Origin of the sequence: Paenibacillus sp. P3E (assembly GCF_001909045.1) — a bacterium.
Classification (GTDB): domain Bacteria; phylum Bacillota; class Bacilli; order Paenibacillales; family Paenibacillaceae; genus Paenibacillus_AQ; species Paenibacillus_AQ helianthi.
Genome location: NZ_LVWH01000229.1, coordinates 1 through 23,206, shown reverse-complemented (window position 1 = coordinate 23,206; position 23,206 = coordinate 1). Strand labels below are relative to the sequence as shown.

25 protein-coding genes are annotated in these 23,206 nt (G+C 50.4%); 3 read left to right on the top strand and 22 right to left on the bottom strand.

Annotated elements, in window-relative coordinates; genetic code table 11:
- The 4 genes from A3842_RS29735 to A3842_RS29720 form a co-directional block, all read right to left on the bottom strand.
- On the bottom strand, window positions 1-761 hold a 761-nt coding region (locus A3842_RS29735; protein WP_178382435.1), incomplete at its 3' end, for an SIR2 family NAD-dependent protein deacylase.
- 413 nt (window positions 762-1,174) lie between these two features.
- Window positions 1,175-1,474, bottom strand: coding sequence for a hypothetical protein (locus tag A3842_RS29730; RefSeq protein WP_143186406.1), 300 nt, complete (start codon window positions 1,472-1,474; stop codon window positions 1,175-1,177).
- A gap of 13 nt (window positions 1,475-1,487) precedes the next feature.
- Complete coding sequence (locus A3842_RS29725) at window positions 1,488-1,829, bottom strand: hypothetical protein (RefSeq protein WP_143186405.1); 342 nt, start codon at window positions 1,827-1,829, stop codon at window positions 1,488-1,490.
- 183 nt (window positions 1,830-2,012) lie between these two features.
- Entirely contained in the window at window positions 2,013-2,609 is a 597-nt protein-coding gene (locus tag A3842_RS29720) for a TetR/AcrR family transcriptional regulator (RefSeq protein WP_074103715.1), read from the bottom strand.
- 119 nt (window positions 2,610-2,728) lie between these two features.
- On the opposite strand from A3842_RS29720, the gene A3842_RS29715 reads away from it, so the two are divergent.
- Entirely contained in the window at window positions 2,729-3,721 is a 993-nt protein-coding gene (locus A3842_RS29715) for an acrylyl-CoA reductase family protein (protein ID WP_074103714.1), read from the top strand.
- Between the two features lie 81 nt (window positions 3,722-3,802).
- On the opposite strand, the gene A3842_RS29710 is transcribed toward A3842_RS29715, so the two are convergent.
- The 8 genes from A3842_RS29710 to A3842_RS29675 form a co-directional block, all read right to left on the bottom strand.
- The gene (locus A3842_RS29710; protein WP_371916030.1) at window positions 3,803-4,651 is read right to left on the bottom strand and encodes a cupin domain-containing protein; all 849 of its coding nucleotides are present in this window, start codon (window positions 4,649-4,651) and stop codon (window positions 3,803-3,805) included.
- Between the two features lie 44 nt (window positions 4,652-4,695).
- A complete protein-coding gene (locus A3842_RS29705) occupies window positions 4,696-6,288 on the bottom strand; it encodes a sensor domain-containing diguanylate cyclase (protein ID WP_074103713.1) in 1,593 nt (530 codons plus the stop codon).
- 278 nt (window positions 6,289-6,566) lie between these two features.
- Window positions 6,567-7,112: a YfiT family bacillithiol transferase gene (locus A3842_RS29700; RefSeq protein WP_256701925.1), complete on the bottom strand. Its 546-nt coding sequence runs from the start codon at window positions 7,110-7,112 to the stop codon at window positions 6,567-6,569.
- A complete protein-coding gene (locus A3842_RS29695) occupies window positions 7,102-7,827 on the bottom strand; it encodes an HAD family hydrolase (protein ID WP_074103711.1) in 726 nt (241 codons plus the stop codon). The genes A3842_RS29700 and A3842_RS29695 overlap by 11 nt, the downstream gene beginning before the upstream one ends.
- A 28-nt stretch (window positions 7,828-7,855) precedes the next feature.
- Window positions 7,856-9,490 carry a glycoside hydrolase family 9 protein gene (locus A3842_RS29690; protein ID WP_074103710.1) on the bottom strand — a complete coding sequence of 545 codons (1,635 nt, stop codon included), beginning with the start codon at window positions 9,488-9,490 and terminating at the stop codon, window positions 7,856-7,858.
- A gap of 100 nt (window positions 9,491-9,590) precedes the next feature.
- Window positions 9,591-10,328, bottom strand: a complete 738-nt coding sequence (locus A3842_RS29685; protein ID WP_074085222.1) for a GTP pyrophosphokinase — start codon at window positions 10,326-10,328, stop codon at window positions 9,591-9,593.
- Between the two features lie 144 nt (window positions 10,329-10,472).
- Window positions 10,473-11,507 (bottom strand): HD-GYP domain-containing protein, encoded by a 1,035-nt coding sequence (locus tag A3842_RS29680; RefSeq protein ID WP_074103709.1) that lies wholly within the window; start codon window positions 11,505-11,507, stop codon window positions 10,473-10,475.
- A gap of 144 nt (window positions 11,508-11,651) precedes the next feature.
- Window positions 11,652-11,978 carry a hypothetical protein gene (locus A3842_RS29675; RefSeq protein ID WP_143186404.1) on the bottom strand — a complete coding sequence of 109 codons (327 nt, stop codon included), beginning with the start codon at window positions 11,976-11,978 and terminating at the stop codon, window positions 11,652-11,654.
- Window positions 11,979-12,207: 229 nt separating this feature from the next.
- Between A3842_RS29675 and A3842_RS29670 the strand changes: the two genes are divergently transcribed.
- Window positions 12,208-12,510 carry a Dabb family protein gene (locus tag A3842_RS29670; RefSeq protein ID WP_074103707.1) on the top strand — a complete coding sequence of 101 codons (303 nt, stop codon included), beginning with the start codon at window positions 12,208-12,210 and terminating at the stop codon, window positions 12,508-12,510.
- Here the strand turns inward: A3842_RS29670 and lepB are convergent.
- The 9 genes from lepB to A3842_RS29625 form a co-directional block, all read right to left on the bottom strand.
- Window positions 12,507-13,004 (bottom strand): signal peptidase I, encoded by a 498-nt coding sequence (lepB, locus tag A3842_RS29665; protein ID WP_074103706.1) that lies wholly within the window; start codon window positions 13,002-13,004, stop codon window positions 12,507-12,509. The genes A3842_RS29670 and lepB overlap by 4 nt on opposite strands.
- 26 nt (window positions 13,005-13,030) lie before the next feature.
- Window positions 13,031-13,432, bottom strand: a complete 402-nt coding sequence (locus A3842_RS29660) for a DUF4265 domain-containing protein (protein ID WP_074103705.1) — start codon at window positions 13,430-13,432, stop codon at window positions 13,031-13,033.
- A gap of 43 nt (window positions 13,433-13,475) precedes the next feature.
- Entirely contained in the window at window positions 13,476-14,342 is an 867-nt protein-coding gene (locus tag A3842_RS29655; RefSeq protein WP_074103704.1) for an SDR family oxidoreductase, read from the bottom strand.
- 286 nt (window positions 14,343-14,628) lie between these two features.
- On the bottom strand, window positions 14,629-15,771 hold the full coding sequence (locus tag A3842_RS29650; RefSeq protein WP_083609792.1) for a GNAT family N-acetyltransferase: 1,143 nt from the start codon (window positions 15,769-15,771) through the stop codon (window positions 14,629-14,631).
- Entirely contained in the window at window positions 15,768-17,084 is a 1,317-nt protein-coding gene (locus A3842_RS29645) for a F390 synthetase-related protein (protein ID WP_074103702.1), read from the bottom strand. The genes A3842_RS29650 and A3842_RS29645 overlap by 4 nt, the downstream gene beginning before the upstream one ends.
- Entirely contained in the window at window positions 17,081-17,935 is an 855-nt protein-coding gene (locus tag A3842_RS29640; protein WP_074103701.1) for an MBL fold metallo-hydrolase, read from the bottom strand. Before A3842_RS29640 ends, A3842_RS29645 begins: the two co-directional genes overlap by 4 nt.
- A complete protein-coding gene (locus tag A3842_RS29635; RefSeq protein WP_074103700.1) occupies window positions 17,932-18,924 on the bottom strand; it encodes an NAD-dependent epimerase/dehydratase family protein in 993 nt (330 codons plus the stop codon). Before A3842_RS29635 ends, A3842_RS29640 begins: the two co-directional genes overlap by 4 nt.
- A complete protein-coding gene (locus A3842_RS29630) occupies window positions 18,924-20,153 on the bottom strand; it encodes an ATP-grasp domain-containing protein (RefSeq protein WP_083609791.1) in 1,230 nt (409 codons plus the stop codon). The genes A3842_RS29635 and A3842_RS29630 overlap by 1 nt, the downstream gene beginning before the upstream one ends.
- The gene (locus A3842_RS29625) at window positions 20,143-21,144 is read right to left on the bottom strand and encodes a beta-ketoacyl-ACP synthase III (RefSeq protein WP_074103699.1); all 1,002 of its coding nucleotides are present in this window, start codon (window positions 21,142-21,144) and stop codon (window positions 20,143-20,145) included. Before A3842_RS29625 ends, A3842_RS29630 begins: the two co-directional genes overlap by 11 nt.
- Before the next feature lie 289 nt (window positions 21,145-21,433).
- Here A3842_RS29625 and A3842_RS29620 point away from each other — a divergent pair, with 289 nt between their 5' ends.
- On the top strand, window positions 21,434-22,249 hold the full coding sequence (locus A3842_RS29620; RefSeq protein WP_083609790.1) for a hypothetical protein: 816 nt from the start codon (window positions 21,434-21,436) through the stop codon (window positions 22,247-22,249).
- A 99-nt stretch (window positions 22,250-22,348) separates the two neighbouring features.
- Here A3842_RS29620 and A3842_RS29615 read toward each other — a convergent pair whose 3' ends face one another.
- Entirely contained in the window at window positions 22,349-23,140 is a 792-nt protein-coding gene (locus tag A3842_RS29615) for a lipid II flippase Amj family protein (protein WP_074085211.1), read from the bottom strand.
- Between the last annotated feature and the right edge of the window lie 66 nt (window positions 23,141-23,206).

Here is a 23,206-nt window from a genome sequence, read left to right as displayed (position 1 = left end):
GAATACCTTTGAAGATCTTTTATTCTTAGTTCTTGTTTTACTTTTGCATAATTATATTCTTCAATTGTTTTAAAATGACTAGGATTAACTTCTTCGAAAAAACAATAATGACTTCTCTGATTCGTTGATAGTAATGTTCGAATATGACTTAATATATGGGCTAAATTTGGATCCTCAAAACTAAAGCCTATAAACAAAAATGTCTTTGAAATTAGGTCTCCTTGTAATGAAGTTGTAAATAATGATCTTTTTTCGTTATAGGACTCGTAATCATCTTTAGTAAGGATTGCTTTAGATGGATCCGAAATGTCTCCATGCATTTTGTAAACTACTACATTTCTTTCAGGCATAGTAGTAGCTAAGTTCTCTTGAATGATTTTTGTATCAACTACCTTACCGAATTTTTTAAGCTGTGTTTCGATAAGTTGATCATAGTTAGTCGTCCAATAAGTGTCTATTGGTAATGATGCCAGTATTTCAATATTTTTATTGGGGGCTGCTGCCCTTGTGAATTGATCAATAATAATTTGATTTAAATTAGATCTTCCGCCTCTTTCGTTTCGATAATACTGTGCAACTGCTACTAAATCTGTTTCTTTATCTATATCTAAATTAATATCCTCTGCTAAATCTCTAAGTAGTTCTTTCCAGTTGACAAAGCCCACGGAAGCAGAAAGACCAGAACCTGCAAAAATAGCGGCATGCCCCTCATCAACTGCTTTATGGTACTCTCTTATAAATTCTTTAATCGAAACGCTCATAAAACTACCCCCAAATAATTCGTAGTTATTAGGCCATAAACCCACTGATTTGTGGCCGCCCTTTCCTTTTAACAACCTGTACCTTAGGCATAAAAAAAGCTCAAACTACTATCCCAAAGTACTGAATTTAGTTCTTTTTTCATCCCACGAAAATATATATTCGTCCTTAAATACCATAATCCTCCTGTAACCGAGCTTGAATTTCATGAAATTCTACAAATGTAGACAAAAAAAGACAGCCCGATTAGGCCGTCCTTCATACCTCTAGATATTCCTCTTGAAAGCCTAAGGTCTATAGATCTCTTCCAGCAATACGACCTTCTCCCCAACGATGCAACCCGGAACAGCATTTCTTTTACCTCGGAGGCAATAAAGTCATTAAGCGGAACGAATTTCAGCCTAGCCCCGACCAATTAGGCAATGAGTACCTCTGGTTTAAGGTTGACACTCCCAATAGATTCACTTGAGTTACTGAAATAAATTCCATTCGTCAGGGAGCCTGCATCCGGTTTGCCGTCCTCTTGGGCAGCTGCCTCGGCCTCATCGCCGGAGAACCATTTCAACTCATCGAGGTCAAGTATCACAGAGCCTCCGCTGTTGCTCAGGTTTTTGACAAAAGCAAGCTTATCCTCCACTTCAGGCAGCTTCAGAATGTTCATCCGCAGCTTGTAGATCTGCCCGGCATCCACTTCTCCACTTGCTCTCCTGGTCAACATGCTCCCTCCGCTACTTGGGAACTTCCCAAGTCTGCGCAAGCTTCAGTAATTCTTGTTCAGCGGCATCCTCGTCACCGGTCACTTGAGCTTCAATATAATAGGTATCCGTTCCGTCTTTGAGGTCTTTGCTGGGCCGCTGAATACAGAGCCAATACTGCGTGATATCCGGGACGGACAGGACAGCCGGACCGCCATGCAGGAACTTGATCAGGATTCCTTCTCCTGCGGGAAGCTGTAGTGTGCGCCGCCATAGCTCTTCTGAATGATTCGGTATGCTGATATAATTCTGCGGGTTTGTCTGATGGCCGAGGGAAATCTCCATATTTTCCAGCGCTATCTGTTTGTCTTCCACTATATATTTTGCTGGTTCTTCGTGCCCCAGACGAATCCTGTTGACTGTGGGTTGAGAGGTAGCCCAAGACTGGGAATAGATCCATATTGCAGCAGAAAGGCAGAGCATACTAATAAGCAAGAGATAACTCCATTTTGTCCTCATAGGCACTCAGCCTTTCAACGGTTTGTTATTTGCCATATTCTAAGAGCTCAGCACCTTCATCACCGCCGCATAACAGGATTCTTTGAATACGGTATGAAGCTCGTCATTGTTCGTCATTAGCCACTGGATCAGACAGCCGTCGATGATTGCACGAATGACTGGGGCCGTTGTCTCCGGGGACAGCTCCTTGACAAAAATCCCTTCCTCCTGCCCCAGCGTCAGCACCTCTGTGCTTATCCGAGCGCAGTTGTCATAGAAACGCTGATTAATCTCCCTGTACACCGGTATCCGGCTGGCCCTCGCCAGGAAATCCAGATACACACGGTAAAAGGAACGGTTCTTCGCCGCATCGGGGAACGCAGAGTCGATGTAAGCCTTAAGCTTGCCGGTCGCTGTCTGCTGTTCTTGCACCGCTGCCTGCTCTTTAGCGGATATTTTACCGGTCAGCCATTCCAGCAGCTCCACAAGCACTGCTTCCTTGTTGTCAAAATAATAATGCACAACCCCTTTACTGACCTCGGCATGATCAGCGATCGTCTGCAAGGTCACGGAATCATACCCCAGCTCGGACAACGCCTGAAAGGCGGCGAACAAAATCTGTTTGCGTTTCTCTTCGGATTTCTTGTAGCGTACCATACGACCTCCGCAAATTAGGGAATAATGTACATTATATCATAGATAATAAAAAGTTGACCGGTCAGAATAAATATTATATAACATACTTACCATTACAATTCGTCTAAGGAGAGACTTACATGACAGAAACGTTTCAAGCTTTGGTTGTGGACAAAACGGAGACCTTTTCCGTGACGGTACAGCCGCTGACTATGGAGAAATTGCCTGCCGGAGAAGTACTGATCCGAGTTGCATATTCCAGTGTTAACTATAAAGATGGACTCGCGAGTATCCCGAACGGGAACATTGTCCGCAATTATCCTTTTATCCCGGGCGTCGATTTGTCGGGAACAGTTGTTTCCTCCGCAGACCCGCGTTTTCAGGAAGGGCAATCCGTCATTGCCACCGGGTACGGCATTGGGGTATCCCATTTCGGCGGCTTCAGCGAGTATGCGCGTATTCCTTCTGAATGGGTCATGCCACTGCCTAAAGGCATTACGCTGCGGGAAGCAATGATCTATGGCACTGCCGGTTATACCGCTGCCATGTCCATTCTGGCAATCGAAGCTCATGGCGCTGCGCCGGATAAGGGCAAAGTGCTGGTCACCGGCGCAACCGGTGGTGTCGGCGGCTCGGCCGTTGCCATGCTTGCCAAGAAAGGCTACCAGGTCACAGCCAGCACCGGCAAAGCAGATGCAGCTGATTATTTAAAGGCCCTGGGTGCTGCCGAAGTCCTCTCGCGCGAGGAGGTCAGCGGCGGTTCAGGCAAACCGCTGGACAAGCAGCTGTGGCAGGCCGCCGTTGATGCCGTCGGTGGTGCTCCACTTGCTGCAGTTCTCAGCAAAATTGCTTACGGCGGCTCCGTTGCCGCAAGCGGATTAACCGCCGGAACATCGGTTCCGACGACAGTTCTTCCTTTTATCTTACGGGGTGTTAGCTTACTTGGAATCGATTCGGTTGCTTGTCCGATGGAGCAGCGCATTCAGATTTGGGACCGGATGGGCTCCGATCTGAAGCCGGAACTGCTGGACGCGCTTGTGGACCGCGAGGTCACCTTAACCGATCTGCCCGCTGCCCTGGAAGATATCTTGAAATCCAACACACGGGGCCGCGTATTGGTCCGCTTGTCTTAATCAATGAAGCCACCCGCAGGGAGCAATCCCGGGGTGGCTTTTGTTTTATCTGATTATGAAGGATTTCACTTCAACCGCTTGTTATACACTCCCCCCAATATCAACCGCATTCTGTATACCCGGATAAGTCTGGACATAGGGCTGCTGGCGGTACTCCTGAACATACGGCTGGCCGTAGTATCCATGCGCAGGGGTTGGCTGGTAACCGAAGGGCTGAAGCATATGCGGAGCTTGGGCTTCCATGTATGGAGCCATATTATTGGCATACGCCGTGTTTGCTACCGCAGTCTTGCCGGGCTCACAGCAATCTGCAGGCGGTCCGATAAAGGTTCCCGGTTTCACCGGTGCCAGCACTTCCTTGAGTTCGGCTTCATTCATGCAATACGTGTGAGCAAGCACTTTTGGCGGTGTAAGCGTCAGCAGATCGGAGCCCAGTATGACTTCTGGTATCGGGGCATTGAAGATCGCCAGCAAATGCGTGCAATCGGTTGTAGCCACCTCATAATGCCACCAGCCTTGCGGCACATTCGCCACCTGGCCCGGTGTGATGGGGAAATGCAGCAACTCATTCGTAAATGGATTGATCAGGGAGACGACTGCAGCACCGGAGATACAATAGACCAGTTCAGCGGCATTCTGGTGGTAATGGGGTTCCACTACGTTGGACTTGCTGAGAAAAATGTCTAGAAGGGAGGTATTCTCCAGCGTATTAAGCTCTTTGATTGACAGCGTATTGATATAATTACAGTCATCCTTCTTAAAGGTTGTGTTGCAGTTCACATCAAAGCTAAATTGTGTATTGGGTGATTTGTAATCCATGTATGAAGTCACCTGGCTATCCTTCCCTTCCGCAAACCGGTTTTTATCGTTCTTACGATAGGATATGTACCCGCCCAGGCCCAGGTGAATAATTTTCTCCGGCTGCAGCAAGAAGAAACGGCACCTCCTTTTTAAGGGGCATGCCGCTTCAACATTTATTCATCTGCTATAATCGTCCGGTTCCTGCCCTGGCCCTTCGCCGAATACATCGCACGGTCCGCCTGCTCCAGCAGCTTCTCAAGGGAGTCCCCATGGCTAGGATAATGAGCGATCCCCTGTGAGGAGGTTACCTTCATCGCCAGCGGAACCTCACTGGCCTCAAGCGTTTTACGGATTCGTTCCGCAACGATATAGGCGTCGGCAGCCTTGGTTCGCGGAAGAAGCACTACAAACTCCTCCCCGCCATAGCGGCAACAGACATCTCCCGGACGAATACTTGCTTTTAGTATACCCGCAACCTGCTTCAGGACCTCATCCCCTGCCAGATGACCATAGGTGTCATTCACAAATTTGAATTTGTCGACATCCAGCACAATCACGGAAAAGGAAAATTGCGCGGCAATCCACTGATTCATTGTAATATCAAGAGATCGGCGGTTGGCTAGTCCCGTCAAAAGATCAGTCATCGCTTCCTGGGTGAGCTGATCTGTCTGTTTCTGAATATCACTCCAAGCAATGGCCACCGCTTTGGTCAAGAGGTCTGCTTCCCGGTTCCAATGCGGTTTCAGCACAGGGAGTTCAGTCTTTTCCTTCCCCACCTTGTTCATCAGATCAGCAAGCATGACAAACGGCTTGGCCAATTGATGGGCTATTACAAGGGCCAGCAGCAGCATAATCACAAAAGGGATCAAAGTATAGGCAAGTGTTTTGCGGATATGGCCCCATAGCTCATCCTGAATTTTGCTCACGGGTGAAACTACAGCAACTCCCCAGCCATTGGCTGGAACACTTGAATAGCCAGCCAGCATAGGGATACCTCTTACATTAACTGCTTCCCTTTGCCCGCTGCGTCCTTTCATTAATTCCTGCACGATCTCACTTTTGCTGATGTCCTCATTGAGCCGTTCCTTATCAGGATGAAACAAGAGATGCCCGTCCGCACTGACGATGTAATAATAGGAGCCCGATGAATCAATTTCATTATCGTTACCAAAAATCATACTCAGAATATTGCTATCCTGCAGATAAATGGTTCCGCCCAGCTGACCAAGATAATGCTTATCCCGGTCATACATCGGTTCACTCATAAAAACAATCATTCTGCCGGTTGAAGCAGTGGTAAAAGGCTCTGAGAGATATGGAAGTCTAAGACGAAGCGCTTCCACAGCCCAAGGGGACTTAATCGATTTGCCTGCCATTCCAAGCGTTGCCGGTGAAGCATTACGGATGACACCATCAGCACCTACCAGGAGAATTGAATTGAAATAGGTGCTGCTCTTGCGCATCAATTCCAGGTAATCGTCAACTTGTTCCGGTTGTACCTCATTGATCTGGGACAGTTTGTCTGCACTATACACCATACTGCTGCGCATAGACCGGAAGAGTGAATCCACTGTCTTGCTCATGCGTTCAGCATTGGAGAGATTTAAATTCAGGGTCGTCTCGATCAGAGACTTTTTTTTCGATTGATACGAAGCGGTAAGCAGGATCGTTGAAGTCAGCAGAACCACCAATGTGACCAGACCAATCAGCAATAGGGTAAGACTGAGTTTCTTTTTCGGTTGTCCTGCTTCTCCCAGTCCAGGCATTGCTCAACCTCCTTATGTTACTGGGCGGCCGTTGCCGACAGGTCCATCTGATATTAATTATATACGATTGGGAAACAGAGTCTACACACAGTTTATATTTCCAAAATCACCGACAGGCTACGCAAAAAGGGGGTTTTACGGTGAGGATATCTTTGTTATTGAAATCTCGTCCTATACCGGCCTTGATTGAAGATTGGCCAAGACAGCAAATAAACAAAGGAAAGAGCAAGCGGCGGGAACTGTTCCCGAATCCGCTTGCTCTTTTCAATTCTCTGGGGTTACCAGCCGCTTCGTTCAATCAATGAGGTGATCTGTGCAAGATGATGGCGGTTATGCCAGTTGTACCGCTGAATCGCTGTATCCAAAGTCATCGTACCCAGCATAAGGCTTATAAAGGTTCTATTAAATTGTTCTTCTTCCAGGGAAACCAGCAGGCCAGCGAATCGCCGGTTCAGGCTATCAAGCAGCGCAAGCGAGGTTTCAATGGGCTCCTCATGATAATCACTTAGCTCTGCCCAAAGTTCCTCCCGGTAGGAAGGAATCTCCGGCGCCTCTTCGGTGAGTCCCCGCTTAAAGCGCAGATAGGCATTCATATTGTTGTCGGCAAGATGGTGAACCACCTGCTTCACACTCCAGCCTCCTGGGCGGTAAGGCGTATTCAGTTGCTCTGGCGTGAGAGACTGGACGGTCGCTCTCCACAGTGCCGTTATATTGCTGATTTCGTCAATGGATTCTTTGCGCTGTGCCGACGTCGGCTGACCCGGGCTTACAAAAGGTCCAATGGGGTAACGCAATTGTTCTATATTGGGTAGATTAGAATTCACTGGGCTCCAGCCCCCTTTCTGCATGCAATGCCGCGCCCGTCTCAAGAATGGTAGAGAGTTCTTCAAGATTACCCACGGTTACATCCGGCTGCACCTCATGCTTCCAGGCTGATCCGGTCCGGTTGATCCAGCAGGTTCGGATTCCCGCTCTTGCGGCACCCAGCACATCCGAGGGTGAATCTCCAATATGCAGGATTTCACCGGGTTGTACGCCGTAGAATGCGATGACCTCACTGAACATCCGGTTCAGCCCGTCATTTTTGTAGGATCGGTACGCTTCTGAAGTAAACAGCTTAATGGGATAATCCTTATAGAAATCCGGCAGCATCAGAGTATCCGTGTCGCTCACAATGCAGACCTGATACGCTTCAATGATCTTTTGCAGGAACGGCTCCGTGTCTTCATACAAATCGGAAAGCCGGTGCTCGGCAAAAAGAATGTCCACTGCCTTAAGGGAATCAAAGCTCAACTTGTGCTCCATGAAGACTTTCTCAAAACCGCTGCGGAATATTTCCTTGCTGGTGTAAAAGCCTCCGGCATCACGAATCGCAGCCGACTGTTCAAAATAATGTCTTAACAGCAGTTGACCGAGCTCTAAAGCCCGTTCCTTGCTAAAATCCTGCTGCAGGATCGGTCTCCAGATGTGATTCCTCCGGCCTTCAATGTTCACCAGGGTCTGGAACATGTCCAGGCTGATGATTTGGTAAGGGTTCATTGGGATTGACTCCTTAGCAGAATTTTCTCTACATATTAAACCGGGCCGTCACGAACACAGCCGGAGAGTTCCAGTAAATCGTTACCTCATTTGTGGAATAGCTGAGATCATGATCGGCAAAGCACTGGGCAGCAGGCTTGCCTTGAAGATGCTCTGCAACATATTCATCGTGCAGCCCGCGGTCGGGTCCGCCGGATACTAGGCCGGGTACCGGATCGGCTACACCGTCACCAACCGATGGGCGGTGATGAGGATGCATAACTGGACGGTCGCCGAACCCTGTCACATAGCTGATGTCCAGCACATTGCGTCCCATCAGGTAGTGCAGATGATCCAGCGCGCAAGCGGCATAGGCGGTCTCACCGCTGAAATGCTCGGCCGCCAGAAGCAGCATCGCGTTGTTCAAGACCAGCATATTGCTGCCCCAGATATAATCCTCTTCCAGCAAGGAAATACGGTAGCCATCCTCCCGGCTCTGCCGCACCAGCCGATCGGCTTCTGCCAGAAGCCCCTGCTTCAGCGAAGTATACAAGCCCTTCTCAGTGGCTGATTCCCCGGTCAAAAGGTACGTAAGTGTCCCGTATCCGCCCATATCCGCCCAACCCAGGCTGTATTTTGGGAATGACAGCTGTGCCAATGCCTGAACCGCCTCATGATAGACCAATTCACCTGTGGTACGGTACAGTTCTGCCGCTGCCCAGTACCGTTCGTCCTGATCCGTATCGTCACCATATTCACCGGTGCTAATTCCCGGCGGATTCCTGAAGCCAGGCGCCTCAGGGTGCTGCTGCAGCCAACTCCAGGCCGCTTCAGCCGCAGTGAGACATCGGCGGGCATAACCTTGGTCATAAGGCTCATAGACCCTTGCCGCCATCGCCATCACACCGGCAAAGTCCCCAGTCGCTGTTGAGGATACCGGTGAAAAATACAGTTCTGCGTTATCCTCCTCCGGCATTACATCAAGACCAGGAAAGTTCAAAGTAGTCAGCTTATGGTACACTCCGCCTGTACCAGGTTCCTGCATCTTGAACAGCCAATCCAGCTCCACCTTGCATTCCAACAACACATCCGGTGTCTTACCATCGCTCTCAGGAAGCGGTATTGAAACCGCAAATGCTGTGGGATATAGTTCATAGGCAAGCAGCAAATCGGATATGGCCTTTGCTCCAGGACCGGAGTACTTCCCGTAATCTCCGGCATCATGCCAGCCGCCGCAGCTATCCAGCGTCAGCTCCGGTTGTCCGTATACGATGCCTTCTGCCGTATGGCACGCTCCGTGGGCCCATGGACCGGCAAATTCTCCGGTCAGCTCTACACCGCAGCGGTAATAATAAAAAGCTTTCAAAAGTCCCTGCTGCAGCTCCCCATAGGGCTTGTCCCCGATCACAAAGGAGGCAGATACATGACCATCGTCTCCTTCAAGATGATACCGGCCGGCCGTTCTGACCCCGGAGAAATCTGCCACATGAACGATAGCACCGCTGGGTTTATCCACGATTGCTTTTCCGGACTTACCGGTATACACCATGGCCTCTGTCTCTTCATTGATTACCCGGAAGCCATGCGCTTCTCCGCTGAATATGGCAATTTTTGCTCCTTCTGTGGCATAACCGATTTGATTCACAGCAATGTGACGATGATCAGGCGTACTCAAAGTGTTCATATCTCCTCTATACATATGACTTTATAGAAAATAATCATCCTCTATGTAAAATCTATGCTGCCTCCTGAAACCGCTCCTCACCAGCCCATGTAAAACCCTTTTATTCGCCTAACAGCTTAATGAAACTGGCCGGCAGGTTAAACTGCTGGTTGTTGATCATGATCTGGCGCAGCTCTGCATCGGAATCGTCGCCTTGCGCATCCTTGATTTCCTTAATTTCACGGTGGAGACGCTCCATCTGCAGATCCAGCTCATATGCCTTATCGGCTGCATTCTTCAGTTCACGGGTCAGATGCTCGGGAACAGCTTGGCTGTACTTGTAAAAAATCTTGTGCTCCAGGCTGGCCCAGAAATCCATAGCAATCGTGCGGATCTGCACCTCTACACATACATGCTCCTGGCAGTCTGACAAAAAGACCGGAACCTCCACCAGCAAATGCAGGCTTTGATATCCATTCGGCTTGGGGTTCTTGATATAATCCTTCACGCCAAGCACCTTTAGATCATCCTGCTTCTGCAGCATGGCACTGACCTGATAGATATCGGAGATAAAGGAGCAGGTAATCCGTAGCCCGGCGATATCCTTAATGCTGGATTTAATCGCATCCAGCGACAACTCGCTGTTTTTGCGCAGCATTTTGTTCATAATGCTCTCTGGGGATTTAATCCGCGATTTCGTATGCTCGATCGGGCTATAGTCATGGAGCATCTGAAATTCCTGTTTTAGGATATCGATTTTGGTCTCAATTTCCTCCAGTGCAAACTTGTAAATCATCATAAAACGGGTCAATTCATATTTAATCTGTTTGAATTTCTCGATCTGATCTTGGGTGTTCATCCTCAGTTCTCCTATCTTAATCTTTCATTCATCATAGCTAATCTGCTAGCTGAATTCAAATTCCCGGCAATCAAAAAGGCCATCCCGAACTTCCGCTGTGAAACGGATGGGATAACCTTTTGTCATGTCTCGTTATTGCTCAGGCTATAAAATGATTTCTTCAACCGACAGGCTGCGTTCGCGTGACAAATCCTTGAATACATTATCCACTTTAACAAGCGGCTTGAACATGTCAAGCGGGTTATTCATCACGATCGTCCCGATTTCCCCATTGGAAAGCTGAACATTTTTGCCGACAAAACCTGGAAGGAGATGTCCTGTAAGCGCCTGGACCACCGTTCCGTTCAGCTTGCCGAAGCCCATTTCATGAACTTTGCGCAAGACGGCAACGAGCCCTTGCTTCGGCTGATTCAGCCTGGAGGTAGTCAGCCCCATATAAATATTCGCCACAGTAACAATTTCAGTGTACGGATGAATCTCATTCTTAAGAATCTGGTTCGGATACCCTGTTCCATCCTCAAATTCATGATGCTGAAGGGCCACGAGTGCTGTCTTCTCATCCATCTTGGAGCCGCGGATAATATCATATCCATAGGTGGTATGGCGTTTCAGCTCTTCCTCCTCGGCAGGAGTAAGGACTCCGGCTTTGTTCAATATGGACAGAGGCACTTGGCTCTTGCCGATATCATGCAGGTAACCTGCACGGCTGATCTCATAACGCTCCTCTTTGGAGTGGCCGAGCCAAGCAGCGATATAATACGACAGCAGGCCAACTTGCAGCGAGTGATGATATGTATCAATGTCGTCGCGCTCCAGCAATAATAGCAAGGAAACGACATCTTTCTGCGCATCCAGCGTTTCGAGCAGCGGCTGCAGCGTGTCGTCCACCATGGTTTGAGTGAAGGAGCCTTGGGCCAATGCTTCCAGGAAAATCGATTCATAATTCTGGATGGTATGGTCGAAATTGTCATTCAGGCTGTGACTGAGTCCGTTTCCGCTCTCAGCATGGTTTATCGTGCGCGGCTCAATATCTACATACTCTATTTTGTGCCGGATCAGGATGGTGATTTCCTCACGCTGAACAACTGTTCTCTTGGGGAGAACGTGCAGGCCTACACTATTGAAAGTGTCTGTCAGAAGACAGTCGCCGTGTTTAAGATCCGTGACATGAACTTTCAAGTCTCAGCACCCCTTTTTATGTATAGGAATATTTCCCTCAATCTTTACTTGATCATAGCCCAAAAGCTGGCAAAGTAACAATATGGTTAAAGTCACGTTCCCTGTACCAGAGTAGGTATATTGAATCCCCGACTTTAGCCTCTTCTACATCCATTTCACGAATCTTTTATAGGTCAGCTTGACCCCGTTCGCTTCTGCCCAGCGGGTCAATTCTTTCATCGACTGGGCGCGGTCATCTATGAAACGAAAGGTTAGACGCATAGGAGCAATCCTTTTGCCAACCGGTTGGATGCCCACTACTGGTCCGTCAATTTGGATGGCTTGAATCCTCTGTGCGTAGATGGTTTCACCACGGATTTGCAGCGAATCGGTACCCCATTTGATTTCTGCAGCCGGCCGCAGGGCATTCACAATTAGAAACACAAGGAGAACAATTAGAATAGCAAGTAAGACAACTATAATATAATCCACAGTAGAATAAGGACGATATGGATTGTGTGAATTCAACGTCCAAGATTCTATTGCAATAAGTAATATAAACGACAGCATTGCTCGTAAGCTCAGCGGAGTTTTGATTCTGGATACAGGTAATTTGTCCTGCATAATATTTTTCCTTTCACGAATCGGAATGATGGAACCCTATCCTTGAGCAGGTTATACAGCTATAATCAAAATAAAAACCTTGGGAGGACACAAAATAATGTATGAGCATCTTGTTGTTTTTAAATTTAAAGAGCAATATAGGCCCGAAACCGGAGAACATCTCGTACAGACGCTTATGGCGCTGAAGAATTCGATTCCCGGGATTGTGGAGCTTACGGCAGGTGTGAACAAAACGGAAGAAACAGAGAATATCCATGGATATACGCTGGGGCTTCGCGTGACCTTCAGAGATCAGGAAGCCCTGCGCAAATATGGACCCCATCCTGCACATCAGCATTTTGTGGGGCTGCTTGAGGGGATCATTGAGAATGTCGTGGTGGTGGATTACCCAATTTATTAGAAAAGATTATTAACATCCACCAGAACTTTGCCGATCAGCTTATCTTTGGCTACAAAAGGTGTGCTCCACAGATGGGCATCATAGCTCGTATTCCGGTTGTCGCCCAGAAAAAAATAGTGGTCTGCAGGAACTGTGACCGGCCCGAACGCGTAGTTCATCTTTTCCTGAAGATAAGGCTCTTCGACCCTGTCGCCGTTTCTGTACAAAGCCCCGTCCTTGATCTCAATCGTATCTCCCGGCAGCCCCATGAGGCGTTTGACATACTTTTTCTGTTCATCGCCGGGCACCGGCGGGTTAAATACGACAATATCACCATGCTTCAGTGTGGTTAACCAGAGCATCTTCTCCACCAACAGCCGGTCGTTGATCTGTATCGTCGGAATCATCGAACCGGTTGGGACTTTCATGGCTTCAGCTACATATGTACGGATAAACAATGACAAAACAATCCCGATGGCTATACTCGGAACCCATTGCTTGAGAAATTTCTTCATATTATATCTTCCTTTCAGTTCACGAATTATATATCAAAACGTTCAAGAATCAGGGCCATTTCGGCCTCAACGTCAACTTCAGAGTACTTGGAAATATGGATCACCAGCAGACCGCCAAAGATTTGCTCCCATTTGCCCTCATATGTTGTAATCCGGTGCTTAAAATCATGGATCTCCTGCGATTCTGCAGCCTCCTTGCTCAGCAGCCAGGCATATCTGGCATAGCCCGATTTCTGCACCGTTTCCACATAGTACGCAATCCCCTGCTTCTCCTCGACCCGAATGATGTCCCCAAGGGCGATGCACGGGTTGAAAATCGGCGTTTCTTCAATACGGTATTTGCCACGCGCCACCGGCGTCACATCCAGAATCTCAATATCCCGGCCAAGCTCATCAAAGCAAATATGCAGTCCCACCTTATCCGGCACTAGGCACACCTCCATTCTTGTCAGACATCATCCTGCCTGTAATTCACTTCATGTTCTTAAGAGATTTGGCGATAATCCCTTCGAACACTTTCCAGGGCAGCAGTGTTTTACCAATCACCAGCAGACGGGAGCCCTTGCCGACTGGGTACCGCAGCCTTGGGGCCTTCATTGCTGTAATCCGTGCTATCAGGTCGGCAACCTGATCCGGTTTGGGTGCAGTCTCGGCGCTCTGCCGGGAATAACGCAACACATCGGCAAGCTGTTTCTGATAGGGAGAATTCTCGTGGGTATGCATCCCCTCCAACCCTTTGCCCCAGATCGGTGTACGGAACGAAGCAGGCTCCACCAGTACAACCCGAATCCCAAATGGACGCAGCTCCTGGCGCAGGCTTTCACTGAAGCCCTCCACGGCGTATTTGGAGGCGGCATATGGGGCATATCCGGGAAATCCGGTCAAACCGCTGACGCTGCTGACATTGACAATCAGGCCCGCCCGCTGACTCCGCATCATAGGCAGAACAGCCTTAGTAACTTCAATTAGACCAAAAAAGTTCGTATCCATCTGCCGCCGCCATTCCTCCATGCCCACCTCTTCCACAAAGCCGCCGACGGCAAAACCTGCATTGTTGACCAATACATCAATTCTTCCGAATATCTCCATAGCCGCTGCTACTGCGAACTTAATGGATGCTGAGTCCGTAACATCCAGGGCCAGTACATGTATCCGCTCTGATACCCCGGCTTCTTCAGCCTGCTGCAACAACTCTCCCTGGCGGCCCAGGTCCCGCATGGTGGCTGCGACTTGGTAGCCTTTGCGGGCCAGCGCCAGGGCAGTCAGCAGACCGAAGCCGGAGGAGGCACCGGTGATGAGGGCGATTTTATTTGCATTCCGCCCGTTTTCGCTGTTCATAATTGCACCTCTTAAAAGTTTTGTAGCTTCGCTTCTTAGATTTCACTTCGTACAAAACTTGCTTCGGAAGCATACGCTTTTGTTTTGTGAGCTTCGCTTCTTAGATTTCACTTCGTACAAAACTTGCTTCGAAAGCATACGCTTTTGTTTTGTGAGCTTCGCTTCTTAGATTTCACTTCGTACAAAACTTGCTTCGGAAGCATACGCTTTTGTTTTGTGAGCTTCGCTTCTTGGAATTCACTTCGTACAAAACTTGCTGTGACAGCTTTAGCGTAAAACAAATCCGTTACAGCTTCAACTTTTGGATCAAGGGTATGCCCACCCGCCGGAGCAGCAGCCCCAGAAAGGCCCAGCCGGAACGGTTCAGCCAGGATGTGCCTTTGTCATACACTGCCGAGAACTCTGTGGCGGCCACAGCTCCGCGGTTGCGTTTGAATTGACCTACCCCGGAGCTCTCATGCAGCAGTTCTCCCCGGCTGGCGGCAAGATCAATCAGCACAGCAGACAGCATCCGGTACAGTCCGGTCGACTGCGGCAGCGAAGTATCATAGCCGAACAGCGGCGCCGTCATCGCACCCTCCCGGCTGTAGAAGCCGAGTACGGCGTCTAGCCTGCCGTTTTTGCGCAGACCGTGTACATGGAGTGTGCGCTTCTCCAGGGCAAGGCGGATGTAGGCTGCGGTGAACTTCGGATTATGTTCTGAATATTTATGGATATACAGCAGCTCATAGAGCTCCACTATGCGGGGGATGTCTTTCTCCGTAATCTGATCGGGTCCTTCAACCGTATAGCCATGCTTGTCCAGCAATGCCCGGTCACGCTTGACCAGCCATTTGGCCTTCGACCCCGCAGGATGCTGCAGCAGATAAATCTGGCGGCTCGGCACCCATCTACAGCCATAGCTGCTAAGTGCGTCCATTATCGGCCCGGATGTTTCCTGGCTTAGGGAGCGAAAGAGAAGCGTATAGCCGGGATACTCGCAGCGGAGAAAGTCCAGCACCTTCAGTAACTGGTCCGGATTCACCGGAGGATACAGGTTGGTGGACAGCAGCCAGTTATTGACCTGAACCACCCGGTTGAACCTGGCAGTCCTCAGCAGATGGCCCATTCCCCGCAGAAGAGCAGCCAAGGTTCCCTCCAACAGCTGGTTATTCAGCAAAGCAAGCTCTTCATGGGCATAGCTGACATAATGCGTGTACGGAGAGCAAACATAGGAGTTTGCATACTCGGCTTCATTTACGCTGATCGGTATGGGCAAGCCGTCAACCGCAACCACCTTGACCGCAGTACGCACATTGGCAATAAAATGTTCTACAGGATGCTCCAGCAAGGCTGAAACGTATTGCTGCGCATAGCGGCCATATTCCGTATCCGGCCAGTTCAGTTCCTTAATGCTATCCCTGTCATATTGAAACACTCCATCCTTCAAAGCTTCCAGCTCCTCTCCACCCGCCGCAGCTTCACTGGTCCAGGCGAGAAGCTATATTCGGTGAACTGAAGCTGCGGAGGAATACAGCAGAGCCGGGTGAATAACCGCGAGAATTCCCTGGTTAACAGTGATTCAATATCCTCTGTGCTTCCCTCGCGTGAGCGGTACGAAATCTCTAGATCCAGCGGACTGCGCTGAATAACCCGGTAATGCTCGATCTCCGGTGAAGCTGCCATTACAGCTCGGGTGATAAAATCGGGGAACAGCGTAACCAGCTGGCCGTTCTCCAAATGGGGCAGATACAGAATATCGTCGCATCGGCCTTCAATACGTTCTATCCCCGTAAACAATGAACCGCAAGGACAAGGCGCAGCCAGTTCGGTCAGTATATCATTCAGCCGGTAGCGGATAATAGGCTGGACCTTTCTTGAAAAGTCCGTTACCACCGGCACGAAGCGTCTGGATTCGCGGTCCAGATATTCTTTTTCAATATGAACAATATCTTCATTAAGGTGCAGCGTTCCGTACTCACAGGTATATCCGAGAAATCCCTCCGTACACTGGTAAGCCTGATGCACCTTCTGCCCGAAGGTCCGTTCAATATGCTCCCGGTCCAGCGGGTCCAGAACTTCCGCTACGGAAATCAGGCGGCGCGGCTGAACGCTCAAGCTGCCCGACAGATACGCTTCAGCTAGCAGACGAAGCATGGACGGGGGTGCGATCCAGATGTCCGGACTATACTGCTCCAGCCTGTCGACCAGCTGTACGACCGGCTCCAGCAGATCAAAATACTGAAATTGCAGCCGCCCTTGTCTGACAGATTCATAGAGATTGCTGTTGGCCCGCAGGAAAAAGGCGATCTTCGCCCGTTGCCACAGCCCTCCCGGCAGCAGCTTGGCCAATACGGTTCCTGTCCAGGCAGCCTGTTCTTCTTCACTGACAAGAAAGATTCCCCGGTTTCCTGACGTTCCCGACGACAAACCAACCGTAATTCCATGGAGTGTCGGCTTAAAATGACGGCTATTCTCTGCTTCATAAGCCTCGGTGAAAGCTATGTCTTTGGTGATCCCCACTGTATTCAGCGTATCAAAATTATCCATCATGAGCTGCTTCTCAATGATCGGAAATCGGTGCCACTCTGCCGCGGGGATATTGGCCCACAGATCACGGTAATAAGGGGATGCCTGGCGGATCTGTTCCACATGGTGCCGAATCCGCTTTTCCTGCCACAGCTCCAGAGCTTCCCGGTTCTTCCAGCGATGCCGCCGCCTTGTAAGGCTGTAATACCGGAGCGTGCGCAGCAGCCGTCTCATTTCACACCGCCTGTTCCCCAGCGTGCGAGTGCCTCGCGGCAGTGGCTGGGTACAATCCGCAGGTCAGGAAAGTTCTCGTGGATCTGCCGTAAACGGTCAAAATTCAGCCGGTATTCTCTGCGGTCAGACATAATGAGACTGGCTGCGGGATGTGGCCTGCGGTTCTCGCGAAAAGCCCGGCTCGACCATACGGTATCCGCGCAGAGCAGGTAGTCACATCCACCGTCAGAGACGAACAAGCCGATCATCCCGGCAGCATGGCCTGACATTTCCACTGCCAGCAGACTTCCGTCGCCAAGCAGATCATATGCATCCCTGAAGGGAAGTCCAGCGTCCAGCGGGCGTTTGGGCGAGTGCTCGCCGATAGGCAAAGAACGGGCTGCAAAGTCTTCTGGAAGCAGTCCTGGAAGAAATCCAGCCCTAAGCGCCTTAATGGTTCCAAGCCTGCGAACGGCCTCATATGCCTTCTGTAAATAGATGAACTTCGCCCGGGGAAAGTCCCGGACACCGCCGATGTGGTCCGCATGAAAATGCGACAGCACCATGTAACGGATCTCTTCGGGTGGAATACCAGCTTCCCGGAGACGCTCCACTGCACTTTCTCCTTCCTTGAAAACTACCGGTGTAATATGGCGGTACAGTGAAGCCGGAAGCTTCGCTGTCTCCTGGAAGAATCGGGCACTGTAGCCTGTATCGAACAGGATTGGTCCATGCTGTGGATGTCTCAGCAGCACATATCCTGCCGGAAAAGCCACAGGTCTGACCATACCGCCCTTCAGCGTCAGTATTTCGGGGTGAACGCAGTATCCTGCGGACAAAATGGACACCGATACAGGAATTGAAGTCATCATTTTTGTTCTCTCCACCATTCCGCGAAGGACTGAAGACCTTCGTCTATAGTTACACGGGGATGATAACCAAGCTGGGCCCGCGCCAGTGAAATATCGAGCGTCTGAGAGACACCGAGGGCCGAAGCCGAATAGCGGGTAAGCATCGGTTCGCCCAGGAATGGAAGCAGCTTATGTACACCTTCCAACATTCCCGCAACAGCATAAGCGGTACGATATGGAATCTGTCTGCTATGCAGCGGCATCTCTAACCGGGCAAACAGCCGCTCAAGGAGCTCCCTGAACATGACCGGCTCGCCGTTGGTGATATTGTAGGTTCGCCCGGCCGCTGACAGCGGAGCGCTGCAGCAGAGCAGCATGGCATCGATGACATTCTCCACGCAAGTTACATCGATTATTGCGCCTCCCCCATCAAGCAACGGCACCCCTTTACCTTCATTAGCCTCCAGCAGCCGCGGAAACAAGGCATTGTCCATTGGGCCGAAGATTGCTCTCGGACGCAGTATAAATGCCGTCAGCCCCTCACTTACGGCCTGCTCAACTACCTGCTCCGCTATTCGTTTGGTTGCCGCATAGCTGTTAGCCGGTTTCGGCGGAAGCGGATCTGCTTCCCGAATGCCGAACCGGCTGTTGCGGCTGGAATATAGGCTTGGGGTCGATATATGAATCAGCCGCTGGACCCTATGCCGCTTGCAGCCCTCTACTATGTTCCGTGTAGCTGCTACATTACATGTATAAAAGTCACTATATTTGCCCCAGGGCGAAGAGAGTGCCGCACAATGGAAGACTATATCCATACCCGTACACGCCCGGACCGCAGCTTCGCGCTCCCGCAAATCCTCACATAGAAACACAGCACCAGCCTGTTCAATCTGTTCGCCGGCCTCCCGGTTTCGCCCGAGACCGTATACTTCCCAGCCCAGTTCTACAAGCCTCTGTACCGTATGACGGCCAAGAAAACCGGTCGCGCCTGTTACAAGTGCTCTAGCCATTACTCACCGTTCCATTCTATATCTTCTGTCAGGGCTTCAGTCACCGAAATCTTATTCTGCCTGGCAAGACGATAGGCATGGTAGACGACGCGAAACTGCTCGCGGAAAGGACGCATGTCTTCCTTGCGGAAAATCACATCCTCAGCAGCACGAAATGCCCTGTTCCACCTATTCAGGCCTCCCGGTCCGGGCCGCAGGCCGCAGGCGAGCATGGGAAGTGCGAGCATGGCTTTTTTGCCTGAACGAGGTATGCTGATGCTTCCGTGCTGCGCAAGCAGCTCAGGACCCAGCAAAGCCTGCACCAGCCCATCCTCAGGAGCAAACAGATGAATTCCGCTGGTCGCGCGCGGGTTGCATTCGATCGGGTACAAAACATTGTCCTCCGCCTGGATGAAATCGAAGCCGATCTGGCCGCTGAATCCGGTGGCACGGACAAAACGCTGTATCCACTCAAAAGCTCCCGGATGCTCCAATGGTTCAAAATACACGCTTGCCCCCGCCTTGCCGGTCCGGTACCCGCTGCCATAAGCGGCATGCGCAGCCAGCTCACCTTGATGCACAACACTGTAAGTGCATATGGCCGCTCCCTTGATAAATTGCTGAGCCACCCAGGGAGCGGCGGGACAAAGACCGGGAGGAGCAGCAAGCCTGCGTGATCCGGCAAGGCCTCCCTGCTCTCCGGTGAACTTACCGGGTAAAATGACTTTGGAAGCAAACCGTGAATATGCTGGCTTGTATACCCAGGCTTCACCCATACGCGCAGCTTCATCCGTCTGGTTATTCCATTCCTCAGGGTTGCTGAGCAGCCGTGTCACAGGGATAGTAAATCCCAGTTCCCGGGCCCAGATCATGAAGTCGGCCTTGTGATGCAAGCGGGCCAGCATCTCCGGCCCCGCACAGAGCACGCGGCAGCCAATGATGCGGTCAAGACTGGCCGAGATATAAAAAATCTCCTCGCACAGCGGAATCAGCACATCAATGCCCAGTTCCTCGACCAGCCTTGCCAGCTCATCAATATACGCCGCCGTACTATGCCTTGGCGGGGGTACACGATAGCTGCGTTCCACGGCCGAAGAAACCCGGCATAGATGATGTCTGGCGCTTTCAGCAACATATACCCGGTGTCCAGCATCCCGCAGCAGCCGGGACAGCTCCAGTGCCACAGGTGCCCTTCCCCCGGTAATGAGCACATTCAACACAGCCGGATTGCCAGTGGGATCAGTAGTCAATAATCATGCCTCCCAGTGACAGGCCTGCCGCAGTGCCAACGAACAATATGCGGTCCCCGCGCTGCACCCGTCCTTGAACGATTGCTTCATGCAGCCCCATGGGGATCGAAGCTGCGATGGTATTCCCATGTCCAGGAGTATTGTCAAGGAATCTTTCCTCGGCAATACCCAGCTTTTTTCGGAGCAGCCGCATCGCCATTGCACTTCCCTGATGGGGGATAACCAGACGAAAATCATTCATTTGCGTATCTGTCTGCGTCAGCATTTCACTGATAAATTCCGGAAGAAGCTTGGAAGCTTTTCGAAAAATGGCCTGCCCGTCCATATGAAATAAATAAGGCAAGATATTCTCCTTGGTGTATTTTTGGGCATGCAGCCTGGTGCCTCCGCCGGCAATCTCCGAGTAACGCGCACCGCTGCTGTAGGTTTTGAGCGAGGCATGAAGAATCTTCGAAGGATCTCCGGCTGCACTAGGACCGATAATCACCGCAGCCGCCCCGTCTCCAAATAGCGCCGCACTTTCCTTGTCCTCATAATTAAGTCCAGCCGAGGCAATCTCTGTAGCTACCAGAAGCACGTTCCGGTATCTGCCTGCTTCCACCATATAAGACATGACATCCAGACCCACCAGAAAGCTGAGGCACGTTGAGTCAATATCAAATGCCGGGACACCGGAGTCCCCCTGTCCCATCGCCTGCTGGATAAATACTGCCGTACTGGGCAGGGGCTGCTCTTTAGTTCCGCTCGTGCAGACCAGGCAATCGATATCAGAAAAGCTCAAGCCGGCTGCCGCAAGCGCAGCTTCAGCGGCCTTGGCACCCATACTAGAGGCCGTTTCACCCTCTCCGGCATAATGCCGTACGCCTACACCCGTTATTTTGCCGACCCAGCCAGCAGGTGTGCCGAGCATCATGTCCAATTCCTCGTCCATCACCTTCCTTGCGGGTAAATACTTGCCGGTACCCAAGATTTTCACATGTCTAAGCTGCACGCTGTCATCTCCCTGTCTACTGCTTCTGCTGCGGATTTTATCCAATATTGTAAACTATAGAACTATTCTACTAGATTTCTTGAACCAGTTACATTAAAAATAGCAATAGAAGATCAAATAAGCGAACCTGCGTTCTTTTTTTGTTGACGATCCCTTGATTACAAGCTATAGTAAAAGGACAAATTTCATACGATAAGCGGGAGAAGCACCTCGCAGGACAGGCCTTTGCGCCTTTCTTGGGGGTGCTTTTTTGCGTCTATTATCGACCATATTACAGGAGATGATGAGAATGAAAGCAGGAATACGGAAATGGAATGCTGCTTCTGAACAATGGAACGGCGCAGGCTTTTACCGCAGAATGATAGGAATGCTGGTTCTGCTGGCAATGTTCAGCGTATATCTTCCTCATGCTGAAGCTGCATCTGACTGGGACTCCGCCCTGGAAGAGATTCATACGATGTACAGCGATTATACCGGACTCCAGGTGACATTGAAGTCGGAAGGTACGAGAACCCAGACACTCCGCAAGCAGAATAATACGGATCTCGCAGCCATAAATTTGAAGCTGAAGACCGTTGATTCCGTCTTGCTGAACCGGCTGAAGGCGGAAGCTGAAGCCATGAAGAAGAAGCATTCACCGCTATTAGAGGAATACAGTTCGCTCGGCAAGCAGATCACAGCAGCCCGCAAGGCCGGGAATCTGAAGTCGGCAACCCTGCTGGAGATTAAACGGAACAAATTGAAGGCCGCTGCAACCGCCGCCCGGTCCGAAGTCAAGGCGAAGAATACCCTGCTAGCGGAAGCCCGGGCACTTACAGCAGCCAAGCTAAAACCGGCTAAGGATGCCCTGGCTCCCATAGCCGGTCTCAAGAAGCAAATTGCAGCTCAGAATAAAGGGGCCAGCACTGCGCAGGCAGAACGTGCAGAGGCAGATAAACGATACAAAGCCGCTATTGCAGCGGGCGACGCCATCACCGCTGCGGCGGCGATGAAATTGTCTTATGCCCGCATGGGCGAGCTTCGTACGTTCGGGCAGCAATCGTATGCCTGGGAGCAGAAGATCACGCTTGCGCTCCGGGCAGCGGAAGCCAAGCTGCCTAAATGAGCCGGCGGCTGAATGCGCCAGAAGAATGAAGCCATGAAACCGCTGATACAACAGCTTTTCTATGTATAGGGCAGTGTTTCTTTTGCGCTTGGGGCATCATCAGATCAGCTGCACCAGCCAGATAATCGAATGGGCTGCAGGCAAAAGCACAGCCTGACCAAGCAAGGTTCCCAGGAACCTCGAACCCATCAGGAGGACATATATTTTGCCCAGCTGATCCCGGGAATCCGCATTTTCAGTAGCCTTATGGGTGATAATGCCAAGCTGAGGGTCGATGAAGATGGTCAGCATGATGGTAGCAAAACCATTGATCAACCCAGATGCCTGGGAGGCTGTTGTACTGAAAGCTGGTACCAGATGCGCTGCCATCAATGAAGACAGCACACCGACCGTATAAAATCCGGTAACAAATATATTCATGACAATAAAGCGCTTCGGAATGCCCAGATAACGGAAGCTGCGCAGCTTCACTTTGGGCTTGCGGATGTACTTGCGGGTGTTCTTAAGCTGACTGATCGTCACACTGGTCAGCAGCTTGGGTATGGAACCTTCAATCTCCAGCTTGGAGATAATTCTGCCGGACAGCCCCACGAAGGTGGGGAATAAGGCAATAGCAAGCAATGTACCCAGTGAGGAGGCCAGCATGATGATCCGCAGATAATTTTCCAGAGGAAAGGTGTGATCAATCTTGGCAAGATCAACAAATTTGGCAGTCAGCGGGGCTTGAACCATATTGGCCGTTCTGGATACCAGCACGATGATTCCGGTCAGGGATAATGCAATGGCAATCTTGTTCAGCTTCACACCGGCAAAGCGCACCGAATAAGACAACGTTTCGGCCGTGTGAATGATCATGGTCAGCACGCACACTATGATTAGGTTATTCGTCATTAGGGGATCTCATCTCCATATCTGGCAGCATCTCCCTAAATATATATTCTTTATCCTCTATAATCC